This window comes from Microbispora sp. ZYX-F-249, assembly GCF_039649665.1.
In the GTDB taxonomy this organism is placed as follows: domain Bacteria; phylum Actinomycetota; class Actinomycetes; order Streptosporangiales; family Streptosporangiaceae; genus Microbispora; species Microbispora maris.
Genome location: NZ_JBDJAW010000003.1, coordinates 362945 through 385774, shown reverse-complemented (window position 1 = coordinate 385774; position 22830 = coordinate 362945). Strand labels below are relative to the sequence as shown.

The following is a 22830-nucleotide window of genomic DNA, read 5'->3' as shown; positions in this document are numbered from 1 at the left end:
GCCACGCCGACCGCCACGCCCACGGGCGGCCCGACCACCCCGCCCACCACCGGGCTGGTGGGCTGGGCGACCCAGGGCGGCGGCACGAGCGGCGGCGCGGGCGGCGCCACGACGACGGTCACCTCCCTGACCGCGCTCACCACCGCCGTGAAGGGCGACGCCGCGAAGATCGTCCAGGTGAACGGCACCTTCACCTGCTCCGAGGACGTGCGGGTGGGCGGCAACACCACCATCGTCGGCGTCGGCGCCGGCTCCGGGCTGACCGGCTGCGGCCTGAACATCCGTGACGTCAGCAACGTGATCGTGCGCAACATGAAGATCTCGAAGGTCCGGGCCGGCAACGGCAACGGCGACGCGATCCACCTCGACAACGCCAAGCGCGTGTGGCTCGACCACAACGACCTGTCGAGCGACACCAGCCACGGCACGGACTACTACGACGGCCTGCTCGACGTCACGCACGGCTCCGACTACGTCACCGTCTCCTGGAACAAGCTCCACGACCACGTCAAGTGCTCGCTCGTCGGCCACAGCGACAACAACAGCTCCGAGGACACCGGGCACCTGCGCGTGACGTACCACCACAACGCGTTCCAGACCTGCGCCCAGCGCAACCCCCGGGTGCGCTTCGGCAACCCGGTCCACGTGTTCAACAACTACTACTACAAGGACTCGTCCTACACCGACTACAGCTACGGCATCGCCTCCACGTGCGGCGCCGGCGTGCTCGTCGAGGGCAACTACTTCGAGAACGTCGCCGAGCCCACCCACACCTCCGAAGGCTCGTCGCCCGGCGGGTCGATCGTCGCCCGCAACAACTACTTCGTGAACTCGGGCACGCCGCAGACCTCCGGCAGCGTCGCCTCCATTCCGTACTCGTACACGGTGGACAACCCCAGCGGGGTCAAGGCGAACGTCCTCGCCAACGCGGGCACCGGCAAGATCTGAGTTCCCGGCGCACAGGTACCGGCACGTCCCTGTGAAGTCCCCGGAGGCCGCGGCACCCCCGCCGCGGCCTCCGCTCGCCCCTCAGTCGACCAGGCCGAGATACGCGAACAGATTGTCCTCGATCAGGGCCACCAACTGCGGTGGAAGTTGGCCCAGGTAGTCGCCGAGTTCATCCTTGAGAAAGGGCTGCGCGCAGATCGTGCGCACCCAGCATTTGCTGGGCAGATTGGCGATCCCCTGCGCGAGCTTGACGCAATACTCCGTTTTGAGCGTCGTCGCCGTCGACAACGGCGCGACGTAGATCAGATCCCAGTCCGGCTGCTGGTTCTTCGCGTCACCGCTCAGGACGACGACCGGTCGCCGGGGGTGAAGATTGCGCTGGTCGTTCGGCGGCATCGTCAGTGATCTGTCCGAGACGTAGTAGACACCGCCCTTGCGAATGAACGCTTTCACCGATCGTCCAGGGCCTTCGCGTTAGCGCGCCGCAGAGCGTCTCGCGTCTGCAGAAACTCATCCTTGAGAATCGCACCGACATTCGCGTCGTCCTGCTCGGGAGGCATGGACGCACGCCTCGCCCTCGCCCGTGTGAGCAGCGCCGTGGCCTGCCTGCGCCGCCGTGCCCGGCTGAGGTCGAGCAAGACGCCGGACTCTCCGCCCGCCTGCGCCTCGACGACGGGCACGGTGGCGTCCACCACGCTCCGAAGTACGGCTGTGTCCTCTCCGCCGTGCAGAGCCACGACCGAACGGACGAAGTCCATGGCGTCAGGGTCGAGAGGATCGTCCACATCCATGGTCAGGAACAAGACGGCCGACTCCGCGTCGGCAGACTCGTCGTCGCCGCGCTCCACGAGTTCGCTCTCCACCACATAGCCCTGGGCCCGCGTCAGGGCGGGGTCATAGGGGCCACGGCGCCCGAGGCGCCAGGTCGCCCCGGTGATCGGCGGATGCCCCGCCTCGACGGCGGCGACGTCGGTGAGATAAAGGAGCCCCACCAGATGGGTCTCGGTCACTGACAGCCTCAGCTCGCGTGCCGCCACCAGTATGGACAGCACGGACCCTGCCAGAGGATTCGGCGCGTCGACGGGCATGCTGATCACCGCTCCTCCCCGGATCAGCCGCATGCTCACCGTACCCCTCCCGGTCCGTCCGCCACCGCACACAACTACAGCGGGGACATTACTTACCGTCACATTGCAACGTCAAGAAGTGACGAGCAGTCAGCTGTCGAGGGCGGCGCGTTCGGCGTCGGTGAGCAGGCGGGAACGGATCAGGAAACGGACGCCCTCGGGCACCTCCAGGGAGAAGCCACTGCCCCGGCCCGGTACGACGTCCACGGTGAGATGGGTGTGCCGCCATCGCTCGAACTGACTGGCCGACATCCAGAACGTGACCGGCTCGTCCACGCCCTCGACGGTCAGCGAGGCGAGCAGCACGTCCGAGGAGCCGGTGCGGAACTCGCCCTCCAGATAGCACATCGGGGCGCTGCCGTCGCAGCAGCCGCCGGACTGGTGGAACATCAGCGGGCCGTGGTCCGCCCGCAGCCGCCGGATGAGATCGGCGGCCGCGGGGGTGAGGTCCACGCGGGACACCTCGGGCATCAGAAGAAGCCGAGCTTCGAGGGCGAGTAGCTGACCAGCAGGTTCTTGGTCTGCTGGTAGTGGTCGAGCATCATCTTGTGCGTCTCCCTGCCGATGCCCGACTGCTTGTAGCCGCCGAAGGCGGCGTGGGCGGGATAGGCGTGGTAGCAGTTCGTCCAGACCCGCCCGGCCTGGATGGCCCGGCCCGCCCGGTACGCCTTGTTGACGTCCCGGGTCCACACGCCCGCCCCGAGGCCGTACAACGTGTCGTTGGCGATCTTGATGGCGTCGTCGAAGTCGGTGAACGAGGTCACCGAGACGACCGGCCCGAAGATCTCCTCCTGGAACACCCGCATGTGGTTGGCGCCCTCGAAGATCGTCGGCTCGACGTAGTAGCCGCCCGACAGCTCACCGCCCAGATCGGCGCGGTGCCCGCCGGTGAGCACCTTGGCGCCCTCCTGCCGGCCGATGTCGAGGTACGACAGGATCTTCTCCAGCTGGTCGTTGGACGCCTGGGCGCCGACCATCGTGGCAAGGTCCAGCGGGTGGCCGCGGACGATCTTCTCCGTACGCTCGACCGCGGCCTCCAGAAACCGCCGGTAGTGGCCCTGCTGGACGAGCGCCCGGGAGGGGCAGGTGCAGACCTCCCCCTGGTTGAGGGCGAACATCGTGAAGCCCTCCAGCGCCTTGTCGAAGAACTCGTCGTCGGCGGAGGACACGTCGTCGAAGAAGATGTTGGGGCTCTTGCCGCCGAGCTCCAGCGTGACCGGCTTGATGTTCTCGCTGGCGTACTGCATGATCAGCCGCCCGGTCGTGGTCTCCCCGGTGAAGGCCACCTTCGCGACCCGATCGCTGGAGGCCAGCGGCTTGCCGGCCTCGACGCCGAACCCGTTGACGATGTTGAGGACGCCCGGCGGGAGAAGGTCGGCCACCAGGCTCATCCAGTAGTGGATCGACGCCGGGGTCTGCTCGGCCGGCTTCAGGACCACGGCGTTGCCGGCGGCCAGCGCCGGCGCGAGCTTCCAGGCGGCCATCAGGATCGGGAAGTTCCACGGGATGATCTGGGCGACGACGCCGAGCGGCTCCTGGAAGTGGTAGGCGACGGTGTCCGCGTCGATCTCCGACAGGCTGCCCTCCTGGGCCCTGATCGCGCCCGCGAAGTAACGGAAGTGGTCGATCGCCAGCGGGATGTCCGCGGCCAGCGTCTCCCTGATCGGCTTGCCGTTCTCCCAGGTCTCGGCGACGGCGAGCCGCTCCAGGTTCTGCTCCATGCGGTCGGCGATCCGGTTGAGGATGTTCGCCCGCTCGGATGCGGGCGTACGGCCCCAGGCGGGCGCGGCGCCGTGTGCGGCGTCCAAAGCGCGCTCGACGTCCTCGGCGGTGCCCCGCGCGATCTCCGTGAACGTCTGGCCGGTGACCGGGGTGGGGTTCTCGAAGTACCGCCCCCGCTGCGGCGCGACGTACTCGCCGCCGATCCAGTGGTCGTAACGCTGCTCGTACGCCATGAGGGCGTCCGGCTGTCCCGGCGCGGCGTAACGGGTCATGAGAGAGACCTCCCGGACAGGGTGTGGGACTGACGCCCCGGACGTTAGTCGCGGGCACGTTGCCGAGACGTTGCGTCCTTCCGCACACAGCCTCCGGTCCGCGTAGTCAGAAATGCGGTTATGGATGGTCAAATCTCCCCTAAGATCACCCGTCATGATTCCGGAAACGTTTTCCGTCTCCCGCAGGAGCGCCCTGCGCCTGCTGGCGGGCGGCACCGCGGCGGGGCTCGCCGCCGGGCTGCCCGCGTCGCCGGCGAGCGCGGCGGCCCGCGTGTGGAGCGTCACCGGCCGCAGCGCGACGTCGCTGAAGCCCTTCGACGACACGCTGAAGCGCTTCATGCAGGCGCGGACGATCCCCCACGCGTCCCTTGCCGTGGTCCGCAAGGGCAAGCTGATGCTCGCCCGGGGCTACAACTGGACGGCGGACACCTCGTTCGCGGCCGGGCCCACCTCGCTGTTCCGCGTCGCGAGCCTCAGCAAGCCGGTCACCGCCGCCGCGGTGCTGAAGCTGGCGCAGGACGGCAAGCTGAGCCTCACGGCGAAGGTCGCGCCGCTGCTCGGACTGAGCACGACCGCCGACCCGCGCCTCGCCAACGTCACCGTGACCCACCTGCTGCAGCACCTCGGCGGGTGGGATTCCGCGATCTCGGGCGACCCGATGTTCAAGGACCAGGTCATCGCCTCGGCCCTCGGCGTCCCGCTGCCGATCACGCAGGCGCACATCATCAAGCACACGTCCGGCCGCAAGCTCGACCACGCCCCCGGGACGACGTACGCGTACTCGAACTACGGATACCTCCTCCTGCAGAAGGTCGTCGAGAAGGCGAGCGGGGTCTCGTACGCGAGCTACGTCCAGAGCAAGATCCTGACGCCGCTCAAGATCAAGCGGATGGCGCTCGGCAGGACGGCGAAGAGTCTCCGCAAATCGGGTGAGGCGCCGTACTTCTCGCAGTACACCGGCAAGAGCGTGATCGACACCTCCAACTCCGTGGTGCCCTTCCCGTACGGCGGGTTCAACCTGGAGAACATGGCCGCCCACGGCGGGTGGCTCGCCACGGCCGTCGACCTGGCCAAGTTCACCACCCTCTTCGACGCGGCGGGCGTGCTGACCTCGGCGTCGATCTCCAGGGCGTTCGCCAAGCCGTCGATCGGCGTCAACTCCGACGGCTGGTACTACGGCCTCGGATGGCAGGTCCGCCCGGTCACCGGGGGCCGCAACACCTGGCACACGGGGTCGCTGGCCGGCACCTCCACCCTCATGGTCCGGCGCTACGACGGGCTGAGCTGGGTGGTGCTGTTCGACCAGCGCGACGACGCCTCCGGGCTGAACTACGGGGACATCGACGCCCAGCTCCACACCGCAGCCGACTCGGTGAAGTCCTGGCCCACCACCAACCTCTTCTCCACGTACGGTCTGTGATGTGGACGACGTCTGGGACCTGGTGGTCGTCGGCGCCGGGCCGGCGGGCTCGGCCGCCGCGCTGCGGGCCCGGCAGCTCGCCCCCGGCTGCCGGGTGCTGCTGCTCGACCGGGCGGCCTTCCCGCGTGACAAGGCCTGCGGCGACGGCATCGCGGCGCACGCACGGCAGGAGCTCGCGCTGCTCGGGCTGCCCGATGTGCTCGACGACCACCGTCCGACGCCGCGCCTGTCGGTGACGTCGCCCGGCGGAGCCCACGTCTCGGCCGTCGTCGCGCGGCCCAACCACGTGGTGCCCCGCCGGGTCTTCGACGCCCGGCTGGTCGAGGCGGCGCGGGCGCGCGGCGTGGAGGTGCGCCGCCACCGGGTGCGTACGCTGACCGCCCTCGGCGAGCACGTCCTGATCGACGGTCACCTGGTCGCCCGGGCGGTCGTCGCCGCCGACGGCGCCAACTCGGCCGTACGACGGCTGATCGGCGTGCCGCCGAGCCCTGACCGGCACACCGCCATCGCGGTGCGCGGCTACGCCGACGTGCCGCCCGCGGACGACGTGCAGGTCATCGTCATGCAGAGCGAAGCGTGGCCGGCCTACGCCTGGTCGTTCCCGGTGGGCGACGGCACGGCCAACGTCGGCTACGGCCTGCTGCTGCCGGCGCTGCGACAGACCGGGCTGCCGGGCCGGGAGGTGCTGCACGGGCGGCTGGCCCGGCTCCTCCCCCTACTGGGTGGGATCAGCTCGCCCGTCCGCGACCTGCGGGCGCATCACCTGCCGCTGTCGAGCGGGCGGCCGGCGCCCGGAGCGGGCCGGGTGCTGCTGGCCGGCGACGCGGCGAACCTCGTCAATCCGCTCACCGGCGAGGGCATCTACTACGCGCTGCTGTCGGGGCGGCTCGCCGCCGAGGCCGTGATCGATTCGCCGGGCGACCCGCTGCGGGCCTACCGGCGTGGTCTGCGCCGGGCGCTCGGGCGGCACCTGCGCACCACCGACGTGCTCGCCCTGGCCGCCCGCTCCCCCGGCTTCATCGACGCGGCGATCGCCGTCGCCGCCCGCCGCACCGAGGTGTTCGATTTGCTCGTGGACGTCGGGCTCGGCGCCGGCACCGTGCCGCCCCGCCTGGCGGCGGCCGTCGCCTCGCGCTGGCTGCGCGACGCCATCAGATGAGCGGCAGGCCGTACTCCGCGTCGAGGTCGCGTACCCGCCGGGCGGCCCGATCCCGGGCCGGGGACCCGGCGGGCAGCGCGGCCAGCAGCGCCTGCCAGGCGACGAGGTCGTCCCTCCCCCATGGCGCGCGCGTCCATCGTTCGAGCAGCGCGGGGTCGCGGCGGGCCACCAGCAACTCGCGTACGCCGTCGTCCAGCAGGCGGCGCTGCCAGACGACGCCGGGCGCCTCCGACCCGGGCAGGAGCGGCCCCCGGTAGGCGCGCAGCGCGGCGTCCGCGTCCGCGGCGGCCAGGTGCTCGGCGAGCGCCTGGAAGTCCGCCCGGACCGGCGTCCGCAACCGGTACGGACGGGAGTCGAGCAGCGGCCCGAGCCGGTGGCGCAGCCGGGACAGCTCGGCACGCAGCGTGACGGGGTTCAGCATGCGGTCGCCGTACAGCTCCGCGCTGAGCTGGTCGCTGCTCAGCCCCTCCGGATGGCAGGCCAGCAGGACGACGATCTCACTGTGCCGGGGGCCCAGCCTGATGCGGCGCGGGCCCTCGCCGAGCACGGCGTCGTCCCGGCCCAGCGCGGCGAGCGTCACGGCGGGCCTGAGGTCCGGCGCGGGGAGCGTGGCCAGATGCGCCTCGGCGGCGCGGGCCGCCGCCTGCACGAGGGCCAGGCTGTACGGGCTGGCCAGGTTGTCGCCGCCGGTGACGTCGACCGCGCCGAGCAGGCGGCCGGTGTGCGGGTCGTGGATGGGCGCGGCGGCGCAGGTCCACGGCTGCACGGGTACGGCGAAGTGCTCGGCCGCGAAGATCTGCACCGGATGGCCGACCGTGAGCGCGACGCCGGGGGCGTTGGTGCCGGCGTGGGCCTCGTCCCACCGGGCTCCGGCGACGAAGTTCATCCGCTCGGCCCGCGCCCGCGCCCCGCGATGGCCCTCGACCCACAGCAGCCGCCCGGCCGCGTCGCACACCGCGAGCAGGTGCCGCCCGTCGTCGGCGATGCCGCCCAGCAGGTCGCGGAACAGCGGCAGCACCCGGGCCAGCGGGTGCGCGTCGCGATACTCCTCCAGCTCGGCGTCGGTGAGCTCCAGCGGCGCGAGCGCGTCCGGGTCCACGGCCCGCGCCGAGCGCCGCCACGAGTCGGCGACCACGGAGCGCACGGGTCCGTCTATCGCCCCGGCCGACAGGAAGCGCTCATGGGCGCGGCGCAGCTCACCGGTGCGCTCCGCCGCGTCGGCCCCGGATTCAAGCGCGAGCCATGGATTGGTCACGGCGCCCTCACTCTCCGCGTCTTCAGGCGCCATCGTCACCCAGCCCCGGCCGCCGGGCAACCTTCCGCGCGGATTGTTCGGGGCACGGAGGTCAGGTAGCGCAGCGCCGGTGCGCGACCACACCCCCGAGGACCGGAGCGACGGCGATCACCATTGACCTAAGCCGATCCGTTACGTATGTTTTTGGCAAGCCCAAACATGTTAGCGCTAACACTGATGCCCACCCCCCATCCCGTCACGGCGGCCGTGCTCCCACGGCCGCTGCGCGTGTGCCTGTGACCACCTTGTCAGCGGCACCGCCGGGACGTTCGCTCATCGCAAGGAGGCGCTGTGTCGTCTGGATCAATCAGCCGGCGTGGTCTGCTGCAGGCCGCCGCTGTCACCGCCGCCGCTTCGGCCGCCGGTGCGTTCGCGGGCAGGTCCCCCGCGAGCGCCGCCCCTGCTCCGGCAGGTGGCGAAATCGGCGTGTCCGCGTACGCGTTCGACCTCGCCCGGGTGCGGCTCACCGCCGGCCGGTGGCTTGAGAACCAGGAGCGGACCCTCAACTACCTGCGGTTCGTCGACGTGGACCGGTTGCTGTACAACTTCCGGGCCAACCACCGGCTGTCCACCGGCGGCGCCGCCGCGAACGGAGGGTGGGACGCCCCGAACTTCCCGTTCCGCACCCACATGCAGGGGCACTTCCTCACCGCGTGGGCCCAGGCCTATGCGGTGACCGGTGACACCGTCTGCCGGGACAAGGCGACCTACATGGTGGCCGAACTGGCCAAGTGCCAGGGCAACAACGAGGCCGCCGGGTTCAACGCCGGTTACCTGTCCGGCTTCCCCGAGTCGGAATTCACGGCCCTCGAAGCCCGAACCCTGAGCAACGGCAACGTGCCGTACTACTGCGTCCACAAGACCCTGGCCGGTCTGCTGGACGTCTGGCGCCTCATCGGCGACACCACGGCCCGTGACGTGCTGCTGGCGCTGGCCGGCTGGGTCGACTGGCGGACCGGCAGGCTGACCACCGCCCAGATGCAGGCCATGCTGGGCACCGAGTTCGGCGGCATGAACGAGGTGCTGGCCAACCTGTACCACCAGACCGGCGACGCCCGCTGGCTCAACGCCGCCCAGCGGTTCGACCACGCCGCCGTGTTCGACCCGCTGGCCGCCAACACCGACCGGCTCAGCGGCCTGCACGCCAACACGCAGGTGCCCAAGTGGATCGGCGCCGCGCGGGAGTACAAGGCGACCGGCACCACCCGCTACCGGGACATCGCCACCAACGCCTGGAAGTTCACCGTCGGCGCGCACACCTACGCGATCGGCGGCAACAGCCAGGCCGAGCACTTCCGCCCGCCCAACGCGATCGCCGGCTACCTCACCAACGACACCTGCGAGCACTGCAACAGCTACAACATGCTCAAGCTGACCCGCGAGCTGTGGCTGCTGGACCCGGACCGGGTGGCGTACTTCGACTTCTACGAGCGGGCGCTGCTCAACCACATCATCGGCGCGCAGAACCCCGCCGACAGCCACGGGCACATCACCTACTTCACCCCGCTCAAGCCGGGCGGCCGCCGCGGCGTGGGCCCGGCCTGGGGCGGCGGCACCTGGAGCACCGACTACGACTCCTTCTGGTGCTGCCAGGGCTCGGGCATCGAGGTGAACACCAAGCTGGCGGACTCCGTCTACTTCTACAGCGGCACCACGCTGACCGTGAACCTGTACGTGCCGTCCAGGCTCACCTGGTCGCACCGCGGAATCGTCGTGGAGCAGAAGACCGACTATCCCGTCAGCGACACCACGACGCTCACCGTCCGCGGCAACGTCAAGGGGACGTGGACGATGCGGTTCCGCATCCCGGCCTGGACGAAGGACGCGACGATCAGCGTCAACGACAGCCCGCAGGACATCGCCGCCGAGCCCGGCACCTACGCGAGCCTCACCCGGTCCTGGTCAACCGGGGACGTCGTCACGGTCCGCCTGCCGATGCGGGTCGTCCTGGAAGCCGCCAACGACAACCCCGACGTCGCCGCGATCCTGTACGGCCCGGTGGTCCTGTCCGGCGACTACGGCGACACCACCCTGCGCACCCTGCCGTCCCTCGACCCCGCCTCGATCACCCGCACCGGCACCGACACGCTCGCCTTCACCGCCACCGCCAACGGGAAGACCGTCGACCTCGGGCCCTTCTACGACGCCCACGGGCACAACTACACCGTCTACTGGAGGACCGGCCCCGGCGGCGACGACGACGCTCCCACCTTCCGTCTGGTCAACGCCGGCACCGGCCTCGTCCTCGGCATCCAGAACATGTCCATGGCCGACGGCGGGCTCGCGCTCCAGTGGGGCGACACCGGCACCGAGGACCACAACTGGCGGATCGTGGTCGACGGAGCCGCCGTGAAGCTGCGCAACCTCAACAGCGGCAAGGTCCTCGGCGTGGAGAACATGTCCACCGCCGACAACGCCCGCGTCCTGCAGTGGACCGACAACGGCACCGCCGACCACCAGTGGACCGTCATCGACGCCGGCGACGGCTCCCACAAGATCCGCAACGTCAACAGCGGCAAGCTCCTGGCCATCCTCAACGGCTCCACCGCCTGGGGGGCCCAGGCCGTGCAGGTCTCCGACGACGGCACCCCGGACAACCAGTGGCGGTTCGTGCCCGACGGCGCCTGCCGGATCCAGAACCTGGCGAGCGGCCTGGTCCTCGGCGTGCAGAACGGCTCCGCGGATGACGGCGCGCTCGTCGTCCAGTGGGGGGACAGCGGGGCGGACGACCACCTGTGGACCGCCATCGTGGACTCGGGCGGCTACCTGCGCTTCCGCAACGCGAACAGCGGCAAGCTGCTCGCGGTCGAGGGCGCGGGCGCAGGAAACGGCTCCCGTGTCGTCCAGGCGGCGGACACCGGGGCGGCCGACCGCCGGTGGCGGCTGCGGTACGGCAAGAACGGATACTTCCGCATCCAGAACGCCAACGGCGGCCGCGTCCTCGGCGTGACCGACATGTCCACCACGCAGGGTGCCCAGGTCGTGCTCTGGGACGACAACGGCACCGACGACCATCTCTGGCGGTTCATCTAGCCGGCGCCGGACGGAGTTCGGCCTCAGCCGGAGGACCAGATGTCCTTGTCGATGTCGCCGGCGGCCTGCGGGCCCATCAGGCCGAGCCCGCCGTCCACGAACAGCGACGCACCGGTGACGTACGACGAGGCCGGGCCGGCCAGGAAGGCGATCACGGCGGCGACCTCGCGGGCGTCCCCGGGGCGGCCCAGGGGGTAGCCGGGCCGGGTGCCCGGCTCCGGCGGCCGGTCCTCCTGGCCGGTCATCGGGGTCGCGATCTCTCCCGGTGCGATCGTGTTGACCGTGATGCCGTGCCTGGCCAGCTCCAGGGCGAGCGTGCGGCTGAGCATGCGCAGGCCGCCCTTCGCCGCGCAGTACGGCCCGGCCCCGAGGCGGGGATAGTCCTCGTGGACGCTGGTCACGTTGATGATCCGCCCGCCCGCGCCGCGTTCGATCATCCGGCGCGCGGCGCGCTGCGAGCACAGGAACGGCCCGTCGAGGTCGACCGCGAGGACCGACCGCCACCGGTCGTAACCGATCTCCAGAAGCGGCTCGGCCGTGCCGGTGCCCGCGTTGTTCACCAGCACGCCGAGGCCGCCCAGCTCGTCGGCGAGCTCGTCGACCACGGCCGCCGCGGCCACCGGGTCGGTCAGGTCGTGCCGCCGCACGGCCGCGCGGCGTCCCTGCTCCACGACCTGGCCGGCCGTCTCCCGCGCGCCCTTCTCGTCCCGGTGACAGGTGACGCCGACGTCGAAGCCGTGGGCGGCGAGCGTCACCGCCGTCGCCCGCCCGATGCCCGAGTCGGCTCCGGTGACGATCGCCACCTTGTCGTAGTCGAAGCGCGAGATCGGCGCCGTCGTGTCCGCCATGGGCCCGGCGTACCCGGAAGATCCGCGCCTACACGCCCCGCCGGGCGCGGGCCATGAGGGCCAGGCGCTCCCGTTGGCGGGGCGTGAGCCGTGCCAGCCGTTCGCGCGGATCCGGTCGTTTCATGATCGCGTCGGTGCCGATCAGAGCCTCGGCGTGATCGGCCGCGAGCCGCACGGCGTCCTGCGACGCGGCGTCCGCCGCGAGCGGCGCGATCCGCTCCCGGTATCCGCCGTCGGCAGCGGAGTCCAGCGCCCGGGCCAGCAGCCGGGCCGTCCGCTCCTCGTCCCATCGGGACACGGGAAGCCACCGCGCGACGCCCGCGCGTTCCAGCCGCTCGGCGTTGTCCGGCCGGTCCACGCCGTGCGCCAGCAGCACCTGCGGGGTCGACGACGACAGCGCCCGGGCGAGCGTGCCGATCCCGCCGTGATGGACGACCGCGGCGACCCGGGGCATGAACGAGGCGAACGGCGCCGAGGGCGTCCACTCGATCCCGTCGGGCAGCGACTCCGGCTGGAACGCCGGGTGCCGGTTCACCAGCAGGGCACGCCTCCCGATCCGCCGGCACGCCCGCGCCGCGACGTCGTAGAACCGGTCGTGCAGCACCTGCCCGGTGCCCCCGGTGATCAGCACGGGCGGCTCGGTCCAGTCCGGCACCGGCCCCTCCGCCGTGTCGCCGAGCACGAACCCGCAGCGGACGACGCCCTCCGGCGCCGGCTGGCCCGCGGCGTCGAACCACTCCGGCCACAGCGCGAGCTGCGTCCGGGCGCTCGTCAGATAGGCGGCCCAGTCGCGGACCGGACGCAGGCCGAACGACTGGAAGACCTCGTCGTACCCCTGCCCGAGCACGCGCCGGAAGAGGTTCCCGAGAACCGGCAACGAGACGTACTGATGGGGCGTGACGGACACCAGCGCCACCGGGACCCCGTGGAGCTCGGCGGCCATCAGCCCGGCGATGCCCGAGGTGTGCCGGGCGACCACCACGGTGTCGCCCGGCCGGTAGTGCGCCTCGATCATGCGGACCTCGTCGGCGAGCAGCTCGAACAGGCCGTTGCGCCGGTAGAGCGCGAGCACGCCTTCGGGGTCCTTCAGGGGATCGAGCATGTACCGCCGGGCGTCGTCCAGGTGCCGGTCGTAACCCTCCGCCGTGTCGATGGGCAGGTGCCGCAGACCCGCGGCGGCGATCCGGTCGGCGAACCAGGAGTGCGTCATGACGATGACGTCGTGGCCGCGCTCGGCCAGCTCGCGCCCGATCCGTACGAACGGGAGCACATCGCCGTTGGTGCCGTGGGTGCTCAGCAGCATCGTCGCCATGCGGATCAGCCGTTCCCCGAGTCGAGCAGGGCGTCGATCTCCTCGTCCGACAGGCCCGCGAGCTCGTCGAGCAGTCCGGCCAGCTCCTCGTCGTCGGTGTCGGCGAGCTGCCGCTCCTCGATCACCTTGGCGACCTCGGCGACGGTGAACGAGGTGGTGTAGAGCGTGTCGAAGGGGAGCTCGACGCCGAACTCGGCGCGGACCCGCGCCATGAACTGCACCAGCCGCAGCGAGTGGCCGCCCAGCTCGAAGAAGCCGTCGTCCACCGAGGCCGGCGCCGTGTCGAGCAGCTCGGCCCACAACCGCATGACGGTCGCCTCGACGGGGCTCGCGCCGGCCACCTCCGTCACGGGGCGGGCGGCCCGCATGGCGTCGAGGATCGCGTCGGCGCCGGTCAGCCGGGTCGCGATCCGTTCGACGGCCGCCCAGCCGGCGGGAGCGCCCGCCTCGGCGGTCCGGACGGGCCCCGCTGCCCTCTCCTCAGCAGGGCCCGGCGTGTGGACGACGGCCGCCGCGTCGCCGGCGTCGAGGACGTACCAGGCCGTCTCCTCGCCGTCCGGCTCCACCGTCGCCGGAAGGGTGGCGAGGAAGTCCCCCGCCGGCCGGTTGCGCTCGGTCGCCCGGAAGGCCAGCGCCACCCGGGCCAGCCCGCGCTCCCGCGCGAGCGCCCCCAGGTGCGCGAGCATGCGGTGCTCCACCCCGCGCCCGAGCGCCCGGCAGCTCAGCAGGAACGCGCCGGCGCGCAGCGTGTCCCCCTCCGTCCGTACGCCGGTGAGGCCGACCACGCCGTAGTCGCCGAAGCGGTCCCGCACGTCCACGACGAACGTCTCCTCGCCGTCCGGGCGGCGCGTCCCCGAGAGGTTGAACTGGTTGGTCCGCTCGGCGAGCTGGGCGGCCCGGGCCTCGTGCTCGGGACCGGCCGGGGTGATGGTCACCCGTAGATCGAGCGTGGCGAAGAAGTCGGCGAGGGACATCTCGCCCCTGGCCTGGTCGCGCCGGCGTTCCTCCTGGTAGCGCCGGGTGCGCTCACTGTCGGCCGCGGTCACCGACGTCACGTCGAGCGGCCAGCAGTGCCGCAGGAAGGCCGCGGCCCCGGCGGCGTCGGCCGGGAGCCGGAGCGTCAGCACCTCGGGGCAGCCGGCCCGGACTTCGGCGCACTCGACCGGGCTGTCGTCGAGGAAGACGAAGGAGTCGAGGCCGAGGCCGAGCTCGGCGGCGAGCGAGCGCAGCGCCTCCGACTTGGCCTCCCAGCCGACGCGCATCGCGGTGACGTCGTCCAGGCCGACCGGCAGCTCCGGGTGCCGCGCGAACACCTCGCGGACGTCCTTCTCCTCGTTCTTGCTGCACAGGCACAGCAGCCTGCCCGCGGCGACCTGGCGGGCCAGCTCGCGCCAGATCTCCAGCCGCTGCGGGCCGATGACCACGCGGTCGGGGCCGTCCTCGCCAACCACGCCGTCCCAGAGCGTGCCGTCGCAGTCCACGGCGACGACCTTGGGGCGCGGAGTGGTCACGGCCTGCAGGCGGCGGGCGACCGCGGCGGCCAGCGCGGCGAAGTAGCGGTCGGTGTAGGGGACGTTGCCGGTCCGGTCGGCGAAGGCGTCGTGGACGTCCTCCGGCTCCGGCTCGTACGGCTCGGCGGAGGTGAGCACGGACACGGCCCGGTCGCCCTCGAACGCCCGGGCCAGCCCGGCCGCGAAGCGCGCGTGGGCCTCGGGCGAGCCGTGCCCGGGCGACGGAGGGCAGACGACGAGCACGTGGGGCGCGCCGGACGCGCGCGCCGAGGCCCGCAGCGCGGCGGCGAGGTCGGTGGCCACGGCGTCCAGCTCGCCGGATCCGTCCTGCCCGGCCACCAGATCCTCCGCTCGGACCAGCACGACGGCGGCGCCGGCCCGGCCGAGCACGCTCCCCGGGTCGAGGAGCGAGGGGAAGACCTGGTCGTACGGAGCGAAGGCGACGTCCCCCTCGGCGTCCCCCCCGCCGTCGAGTTCGGCGAGCCAGAACCGCAGGGCGTCCCCGAGCGGCTCGGCGGTGAAGGTCGCGGCGACCCCCAGCCCGATCGTGTCCACAGCGGTTTCCCTTCCGAGAGCGTGATCAGTCGGACATGGCGACGAGGATGCGGCGGGAGCCGGTGAAGGGCCTGCGGCCGTGCCCGACCAGGACGTTGTCGATCAGCAGCAGGTCGCCCTCCCGCCAGTCGACGTCCACCGCGTTGTCCAGGCCGCGGTCACGGGCCTGGATGACGTAGTCGCCGGGGATCGGGGCGCCGTCGGGGAACGTCACCGACTGCGGCAGTTCCTCCGGCGGCATGAGCTCGGCGAGCATGGCGGCGGTCTCGTCGCCCAGCGACGCGGGGTGCCACTGGTCGGCCTGGTTGAACCACACCTCGGCGCCGGTCACGGGGTGCCGGGTGGTGGCGGGCCTGACCTGCGAGACTCGCACGCCGCCGTCGGGACGCCACTGCCAGTCCGCCCCGATGCGGTCGAGGAACCCGGCCACCTCGTCGCGGTCCTCGGTCTCGAACGTTTCCTGCCAGCTCTTGCCGAGCCCGCGGCCGGCGTGCAGGTTCTGGGTGTAGCGCACCCCCTTGGCGAACGCCTCCCTGACCTCGTCGTCGAGCGACTCCAGCCAGCGCACGCCGTCGACGACGGGAGTCGCCCCGCCGCTCTCGGCCGCCTTCTCGCAGTAGAACAGCAGCCGGGAGGGCCAGGTGGCGGAGTACGACAGCTCGTTGTGCATGGAGATCGTGTACTCGGGCGGGTACTCGGTCGAGGTGTAGACGTTGCCGCCCACCTTGGTGCGGGGCGAGTTGCCGTGGACGTACGCCAGCCGGTTGGGCAGCAGCAGGTCCATGACGGCGTCGAGGGTCTCGGGGGTGACGCCGAAGCCTCGGAAGACGAGCGCCTTCTCGCGGACCAGCAGGTCGCCCACATTCGTCTCGCGCAGCCGTTCCACCAGCCCCTCGGGCGTGGCGGCGGAGCCGTCGGGGGTTATTTCCAGGGGCTTCCAGAAGTCGTCCATGCGTCCTCCTTCTGCACGGGATCCGGCCGCGGCCGAGCACGGGGAAAAAGTCGAATTAAGGAGGCAGGCGGGCCCTCGAATAGGCGGCGCCCCTGCGGCAATAGATTCCGGCGGCCAACATAGAACCAGGGTCGGCTTACGCGCAAGAAACATGTTTAATCCGGTCCACTCGACGGCGGCAGTCAAATTGTTCGACATGACCGTGTGTCCGCCGGCAACGTCGGCGAGCACTCGTGATCCGTCGCCCGCAATCGATGACGGAAGGTCGATTTCCCCTTACTCTTCGCGCCTGATCGCAGGTCGAAGTGAGGCTTGCGTGACCAGACTCACATCCCGTATCGTGAAATAATCCCTTTCGTGGGAGCGCTCCCACGCATCTCGGTCCGAACGCGGCGAGATACGCGGCGAGGTCCTGCGGAATCGACGATCAAAGCGTTTTCTGGTTCAACCACTTTTCTGCGCGGTCAGCTGGTCCTGCGCATTTCTGCGCAGAGAGGAGAACGCTCGGTGACGATATCGCCGACGACTGACAACGAGCATCTAATAGCGTCGCTTTCCCCACGCAGGCAGGAGGCGCTGCGCCGGCTGCTCGCCGCCAGAGCCGCCAGGGCCGCCGCCGCGAGCGTGATCGCCCCCCGTGGGGAGGGACCCGCCCCCTGCTCCTACGAGCAGACCCAGATGTGGCTCGGCGCCCGCTTCGCGGAGGGCGCCCCGGCGCCGAACGCCACCATCGGCCTGCGGCTGACCGGCCCGCTCGACCTCCGGGCCCTGACCGTCGCCCTGGACAGCCTGGTCGAACGCCACGAGATCCTGCGTACGGTCTACGAGGGCGACGGGCACGAGCCCCGGCAGATCGTCCTCGACCCCGGGTCGGCCCCGCTCGACGTCGTCGACCTGCGGGACCTGCCGGAGGCCGAGCGGGAGGGCCGGGCCCGGGAGATCACGAGCCGGGCCGCCGTCGAGCGCTTCGACCTGGAGACCGGGCCGGTCCACCGCACGACGCTGGTCCGGCTGGCCGACGAGGACCACGTGCTGATGTTCGTCTGCCACCACATCGCGTGCGACGGGTGGTCGGTCGGCATCATCGTCGACGAGCTGACCGGCGTGTACGCGGCCGCCCACGAGGGCCGTCCCCCCGGGGTGGCCCCGCCCCCGCTGCAGTACGCGGACTACGCGGCCTGGTCGCGGCGTGAGCTGAGCGGCGAGCAGCGCGAGCGGCGCCTGGCGTACTGGCGCGACCGGCTGGACGGCGCGAGCGCGCTGGAGCTTCCCATCGCGCGGGACGGCCGGACCGCCGCCGAGGGCAACCGCAGCGACTGCCACCTTTTCACGCTGCCGGAGGAGGTCCTGCGGGCGCTGCGGGAGGCCGGCGGCCCCGGGACCACCCCGTTCGTGGCCCTGCTCACGGTCTTCTCGATGCTGCTGGCGCGCTACACCGGACAGGGCGACCTCACGATCGCCACGGTGGACGGCGGCCGGCGCCGGGTGGAGCTGGAGCCCGTGCTGGGCTGCTTCGTCAACGCCCTGCCGCTGCGCGCCGACCTGTCGGGCGACCCGTCGTTCCGCGAGGCCGCCGCCGGGGTGCGGCGCAGGCTCGGCGAGGCGCTCGCCAACCACCTGCCGTTCTCCGAGCTGGCCGGGGCGCTGAGCGACCGGGACGCCCGCAACTTCTCGCTGTCGACCGTCGGCTTCTCGCTGCGCGTCTTCCGTGACCAGCGGGGCCGCTGGCCCGGGCTGGAGGCGTCGGTCTGGGAGCACGAGGTCGACGACTTCACCTACGACCTCGCGCTGCTGGTGCACCTGAACGGCACGGGCGACCCCGAGCTCTACCTGACCTACCAGAAGGACCGCTTCGACGCGGACTCCATCACCCGGATGGCCGGGCACTACCGGGCGCTGGCCGAGCGGATCGCCGCCGCGCCGGACACCCCGCCGGCCGGGCTCGACCTGGTCACCGACGCCGAGCGCGACCTCGTCCTCGGGACGTGGAACGACTCGGCGCGGCCGTACCCGGACGTGGCCCTGCCCGAGCTGCTGGAGCGCCACGCGGATTCGGACGCGGTGGCGGTCGCCTTCGAGGGCCGCGCGACCACCTACGCCGAGCTGCACGCCCGCGCCAACCAGGTCGCCCACTTGCTGCGCGAGCGAGGGGTCGGCCCGGAGGACACGGTGGGCGTGCTGCTCGACCGGAGCCCGGAGCTGATCGCCTGCCTGCTGGGCGTGTGGAAGGCCGGCGCGGCCTACCTGCCGATGGATCCCAAGTTTCCCGCGCAGCGCGTGCGCGACATGCTGTCGATCGCCGCGACCCCGCTGGTCCTGACCTCAGCGGGCCACGCGCACCTGTTCGACGGCGTTCTCGCGGACGCCGAGATCGTGGACGTGGCGAGCGGGGTGCTCGACGACCGGCCCCGCGAGCCGGTGGGCGTGCCGTACGACGTCGACCGGCTGGCCTATGTGATCTTCACGTCGGGGTCCACGGGCAAGCCGAAGGGCGTGCAGGTCACCCACCGCGGGCTGGTGAACCACGTGTGGTGGGCCGTGGAGGACCTGGCGTCGCAGGGCGACGGCGGCGCCCCGCTGTTCGGCTCGGTGGCGTTCGACCTCGTGGTGCCCAACCTGTGGGCGCCGCTCGTCACCGGCCAGCGGGTCACCGTGCTGCCGCAGGACTTCGACATGGGCGAGCTGGGCACGCTGCTGGCGGCGGGCGGGCCGTACAGCTTCATCAAGTGCACCCCCGGCCACCTGGAGGTGCTCGGTCACCAGATCGACGCCCGGCAGGCCGCCGCACTCGCCGGGAAGATCGTCGTGGCGGGCGAGGCGCTGCCCGGTTCCATGGCCAACCGGTGGCTGGAGATGCTCGGCCCCGGCCGGCTGGTCAACGAGTACGGCCCCACCGAGGCGTCGGTCGGCACCTGCGTCTATCCCGTGCGGGACGCCCAGCTCGTGGAGGTCGTGCCGATCGGCCGCCCGCTGCCCAACATGCGCATGTACGTGCTGGACGCCAATCGGAAGCTGCAGCCGGTCGGCGTGCCGGGCGAGCTGTACGTCGGCGGCGTGGGCGTGACCCGCGGTTACATGAACCGGCCGGACCTCACCGAGGAGCGGTTCCTCCCCGACCCCTTCGAGCCCGGCGGGCGGATGTACCGCACCGGCGACCGGGTGGCCTGGACCCGGGACGGCGACGTGGCCTTCCTCGGCCGCTTCGACGACCAGGTGAAGATCCGCGGCTACCGCATCGAGCTGGACGAGGTCAGGGCGGCCGTCCTCGACCACCCCGGCGTCCGGGACGCGGTCGTCGCCGTGCACGCGTTCACGCCCGAGGACAAGAGGCTGGTCGCCTACTACGTGCCCGAGTCGCGGGAGCCCGCGGATCTGGCGGAGCACTGCGCGGCGCGGCTGCCGGATTACATGGTCCCGTCGGTGTTCGTGCCGCTGGAGACCATTCCGCTCAACGCCAACGGCAAGGTGGACCGCAAGGCGCTGCCCGACCCGGTCGTCCGGGTGGGCGAGGACCTGGCCGAGCCGGAGACCGAGACCGAGATCGCGGTGGCCGGGGTCTGGCGTGAGGTCCTCGGCATCGACGCGATCTCCGTCGACAGCGACTTCAACGCGCTCGGCGGCCACTCGCTGCTGCTCATCCGCATGGTCGCCAAGCTCAGGCAGGTGCTGCCCGCCGGCGGCTACCAGGTGACCGTCCTCGACGCGATCGCCAACCGCACGGTGCGGGAGCTGGCCGCGCTGGTCGACGCCGCCAACGGGGCGCCGGAGGGCGTCGCCGAGGAGGGCCCGCGCGGCCTGCTCGTCGAGCTCACCCGGCCGGTCAAGGCGCCGACGCTGTCGCTCGTCTGCATCCCGTACGGCGGGGCCAGCGCCATGGTCTACCAGCCGCTGGCCGACGCGCTGCCGGACGGCCACTCGCTGTTCGCGGTCGCCCTGCCCGGCCACGAGCTGGGCGTCGAGGAGAGCACGATCCCGTTCCACGAGGCCGCCCAGCGGGTCTGCGACGAGGTCATGGAGCGCGTGCGCGGCCCGGTCGCGTTGTACGGCCACTGCGTCGGCAGCGCGCTGACCGCCGAGATCGCGCGGCGGCTGGAGGCGGCCGGGCGGCGCGTCGAGGCCGTCTACACGGGCGGCAGCTTCCCGTTCGCCACCCCCAGCAAGGGCCTCAACGGCCTGCTCGGCCGGATCTTCCGCAGCAAGGCGCTGGACAACGCCAACGCGCACGCCAACTGGCTGCGGGCGATGGGCGCCGACCTCCAGGATCTCGATCCCGAGCAGGTCGACCACATCATCCGCACGATGCGGGTGGACGCGCGCGCCGGCGAGGACTACTTCAGCGAGCTCGTGGAGCAGCAGAGCCCGCAGCTGCGCGCCCCGGTCATCTCGATCGTCGGCGACCGCGACGCGCTGACCGACTTCTACCAGGAGCGCTACCGCGACTGGCACTGCGTCTCCGAGACCACCGCGCTGGTCGTCATGGCCGAGGCCGGCCACTACTTCCTCCGGTACCGCACCGAGGAGCTGGCCGCGATCGTCACCACCGCGCACACCAGCGTGAACCGTCCCGAGGAATGGCACGTCCCGGCGCCCGGCGACACGGCCACCTGGTGGCGGGAGCGCGTGTCCACCGACCGGAAGGCCGACGTGGACGGGCCGCAGCCCAGCCTCGGGCGCTTCTTCACGGTGGCGACGGGTCAGATCGTCTCGATGATCGGCGCCGTGATGACCGAGTTCGCCGTGCCGATCTGGGCGTACCTGAAGAGCGGTTCGCTGGTGCAGTTCGGCCTGTTCGCCATCATCGCCCTGGTGCCCGGGCTCGTGCTCGCGCCGCTGATCGGCGCGCTCGTCGACCGGTACGACCGCAAACGCGCGATGCTGGCCGCCGACGGCATGTCCCTGGCCGTGCAGGCCGCGCTGCTCGCGCTGATGGCCGGCGACGTGCTGAACATGCCCCTGCTGTACGGCCTGCTGGTGCTGCTGTCGATATCGGTGACCCTGCAACGGGTGGCCTGGCAGTCGGCCGGACCGCAACTCGCGCCCAAGGCCTACCTGCACCACGTCGGCGGCGTCGTCCAGCTCGGCAACGCCGTGGCCCAGCTGATGGTGCCGCTGTTCTCGGTCGCCGTGCTGGCGCTGATCGGCATCGAGGGCATCCTGACCGCCAACGTGGTCTGCTACGCGATCGCGTTCGGTGTGACCCTGCTGGTCCGGTTCCCGGCCACGATGGCCTGGCGGCGCCGCGAGACGGTCTCTGCCGAGATCCGCAACGGCTTCCGCTACCTGCTGCGGCGGCGGGGCCTGCGGGCCATGGCCTTCACGATGTTCATCGTGAACTTCTTCCTGTTCACCGGGTTCATCATGATCCCGCCGCTGGTGCTGTCGGTCGGCGAGCTGGCCGACACCGGGCGGGTGGCGCTGCTCGCCGGGATCGGGGCGGTCTGCGGCGGCCTGGTCATCACCCTGTGGGGCGGCCCGCGCGACCGCCGGATGTTCGGCATGCTGGCGGCCGCCGGCGTGCTCGGGATCTTCTGCGCGATCGCCGGTCTGCGCCCGTCGCTCATCCTGATCACGGTCGGCGCCTTCGGCATGTCGCTGATGATGACGATCAGCGACGGCATCTGGCTGACGATCATCCACTCGAAGGTGCCCCAGCGCTACCACGCCCGGGTCATCGCGATCAACCGGATGCTCGCGCTGTCGACCCAGCCGGTCGGCCTGGCCGTACAGGCCTGGCTGGTGGGGCTGGTCTTCGAACCGCTGATGCGGCCGGACGGCCCGCTGGCCGGCACGGTCGGCAGGGTGATCGGAGTCGGCGAGGGCCGCGGCATCGGCCTGCTGTACATCGTGTGCGGCCTGGCCATCGCGATCACGATCACGCTGGCCCTGCGGCACCCGGCCCTGGCGAGGTTCGACCAGGAGACCCCGGACGCCGAGCCGGACGACCTGGTCGGCCTGGAGACGCTGCGCAGCCGGCGGGAGCGGCGGCACGTCCCCCCGCAGCGGGTTCCGTCCGAGCTGTGAGGATGTGAATGGCACGCGGGCCGCCGGGTACGGCGGCCCGTATGGACGAGAAGAAGATGAACCCGAAGCAGCTCGCCGAGGAGCTGGCGACGAACGCGCAGGACGACCCGCGGTTCAAGAACCGGACGCCCGGCATCCGCGCCACTCGCCAGGGATCGGTGGAGCAGGCGGACCTCGACGCCGCGGGCATCGTCGGCGGCAAGGGAATCTCGGGCGGCGGCGCCTCCGGCGGAGGGACGCTCGGACAGCCGCCGACCGGACGGCTGGACGACGACCAGCTCGCCGACACGGTGGCCGGCACCGGCCTGCCGCCCGACGACGAGGAGGACGAGGGCGACCAGTGAACGGCTAGGTGAGGCGGAAGGTGGGACGGCCGCCGGGGCCGGTCTCGGCGTCCAGGGTCTTGCCGCCGACGGCCTGCGCGACCTCCGGTTCGAGGAAGACGCGCACGTCCGCTCTCTCGATCACCTCGTCGCCCGAGAAGGGCGCGCTGACCAGCGACAGCTCCAGCGAGGCGGGCTCGCCCGGCTTGGCCGCGATGCGCAGGCCCGCCTCCTCGGGGAGATACTCCCCCACCATCAGATCGCGGATCGCCCGAACGGCGTGGTCGGTGACTGTCAGCACGACGCGCCTCCCGTGTGTCTGCTCACGCGTCC

The 22830-nt window shown here is 71.8% G+C and carries 16 protein-coding genes; 6 read left to right on the top strand and 10 right to left on the bottom strand.

The features are described from left to right. Positions 1-948, top strand: a 948-nt coding sequence (locus AAH991_RS06305) for a pectate lyase family protein (RefSeq protein WP_428833950.1), incomplete at its 5' end; no start/stop codon positions are given. Positions 949-1029: 81 nt separating this feature from the next. On the opposite strand, the gene AAH991_RS06300 is transcribed toward AAH991_RS06305, so the two are convergent. The 4 genes from AAH991_RS06300 to adh all read right to left on the bottom strand — a co-directional run bounded on the left by AAH991_RS06300 (position 1030) and on the right by adh (position 4069). Then, positions 1030-1401 (bottom strand): type II toxin-antitoxin system PemK/MazF family toxin, encoded by a 372-nt coding sequence (locus tag AAH991_RS06300; RefSeq protein ID WP_346224780.1) that lies wholly within the window; start codon positions 1399-1401, stop codon positions 1030-1032. Then, positions 1398-2075, bottom strand: a complete 678-nt coding sequence (locus AAH991_RS06295; protein ID WP_346224779.1) for a hypothetical protein — start codon at positions 2073-2075, stop codon at positions 1398-1400. The genes AAH991_RS06300 and AAH991_RS06295 overlap by 4 nt, the downstream gene beginning before the upstream one ends. A 90-nt stretch (positions 2076-2165) precedes the next feature. Next, positions 2166-2546: a DUF779 domain-containing protein gene (locus tag AAH991_RS06290; RefSeq protein ID WP_346224778.1), complete on the bottom strand. Its 381-nt coding sequence runs from the start codon at positions 2544-2546 to the stop codon at positions 2166-2168. Next, positions 2546-4069 carry an aldehyde dehydrogenase gene (gene adh, locus AAH991_RS06285; protein WP_346224777.1) on the bottom strand — a complete coding sequence of 508 codons (1524 nt, stop codon included), beginning with the start codon at positions 4067-4069 and terminating at the stop codon, positions 2546-2548. Before adh ends, AAH991_RS06290 begins: the two co-directional genes overlap by 1 nt. Before the next feature lie 154 nt (positions 4070-4223). On the opposite strand from adh, the gene AAH991_RS06280 reads away from it, so the two are divergent. Both AAH991_RS06280 and AAH991_RS06275 read left to right on the top strand, forming a co-directional pair. Beyond that, positions 4224-5489 (top strand): serine hydrolase domain-containing protein, encoded by a 1266-nt coding sequence (locus AAH991_RS06280; RefSeq protein ID WP_346224776.1) that lies wholly within the window; start codon positions 4224-4226, stop codon positions 5487-5489. Position 5490: 1 nt separating this feature from the next. Beyond that, positions 5491-6648: an NAD(P)/FAD-dependent oxidoreductase gene (locus AAH991_RS06275; RefSeq protein WP_346224775.1), complete on the top strand. Its 1158-nt coding sequence runs from the start codon at positions 5491-5493 to the stop codon at positions 6646-6648. Here the strand turns inward: AAH991_RS06275 and AAH991_RS06270 are convergent. Further along, on the bottom strand, positions 6641-7903 hold the full coding sequence (locus AAH991_RS06270; protein WP_346224774.1) for a helix-turn-helix domain-containing protein: 1263 nt from the start codon (positions 7901-7903) through the stop codon (positions 6641-6643). The genes AAH991_RS06275 and AAH991_RS06270 overlap by 8 nt on opposite strands. A gap of 330 nt (positions 7904-8233) precedes the next feature. Between AAH991_RS06270 and AAH991_RS06265 the strand changes: the two genes are divergently transcribed. Continuing rightward, entirely contained in the window at positions 8234-10975 is a 2742-nt protein-coding gene (locus AAH991_RS06265; RefSeq protein ID WP_346224773.1) for a beta-L-arabinofuranosidase domain-containing protein, read from the top strand. Positions 10976-10998: 23 nt separating this feature from the next. On the opposite strand, the gene AAH991_RS06260 is transcribed toward AAH991_RS06265, so the two are convergent. The 4 genes from AAH991_RS06260 to AAH991_RS06245 are packed head-to-tail and all read right to left on the bottom strand — an operon-like array spanning position 10999 to position 16153. Then, entirely contained in the window at positions 10999-11823 is an 825-nt protein-coding gene (locus AAH991_RS06260; protein ID WP_346224772.1) for an SDR family oxidoreductase, read from the bottom strand. A gap of 28 nt (positions 11824-11851) precedes the next feature. Next, positions 11852-13135, bottom strand: coding sequence for a glycosyltransferase (locus tag AAH991_RS06255; protein WP_346224771.1), 1284 nt, complete (start codon positions 13133-13135; stop codon positions 11852-11854). 5 nt (positions 13136-13140) lie between these two features. Continuing rightward, positions 13141-15201, bottom strand: coding sequence for an HAD-IIIC family phosphatase (locus tag AAH991_RS06250; RefSeq protein ID WP_346224770.1), 2061 nt, complete (start codon positions 15199-15201; stop codon positions 13141-13143). A 25-nt stretch (positions 15202-15226) separates the two neighbouring features. Then, the gene (locus AAH991_RS06245) at positions 15227-16153 is read right to left on the bottom strand and encodes a TauD/TfdA family dioxygenase (RefSeq protein WP_346224769.1); all 927 of its coding nucleotides are present in this window, start codon (positions 16151-16153) and stop codon (positions 15227-15229) included. 624 nt (positions 16154-16777) lie between these two features. Here AAH991_RS06245 and AAH991_RS06240 point away from each other — a divergent pair. Together AAH991_RS06240 and AAH991_RS06235 are read left to right on the top strand one after the other, a co-directional pair. Continuing rightward, entirely contained in the window at positions 16778-22174 is a 5397-nt protein-coding gene (locus AAH991_RS06240; RefSeq protein ID WP_346224768.1) for a non-ribosomal peptide synthetase/MFS transporter, read from the top strand. A 41-nt stretch (positions 22175-22215) separates the two neighbouring features. Then, complete coding sequence (locus tag AAH991_RS06235; protein ID WP_182906538.1) at positions 22216-22518, top strand: hypothetical protein; 303 nt, start codon at positions 22216-22218, stop codon at positions 22516-22518. A gap of 4 nt (positions 22519-22522) precedes the next feature. Here AAH991_RS06235 and AAH991_RS06230 read toward each other — a convergent pair whose 3' ends face one another. Then, complete coding sequence (locus AAH991_RS06230) at positions 22523-22798, bottom strand: HesB/IscA family protein (RefSeq protein ID WP_346224767.1); 276 nt, start codon at positions 22796-22798, stop codon at positions 22523-22525. Positions 22799-22830 lie beyond the last annotated feature (32 nt).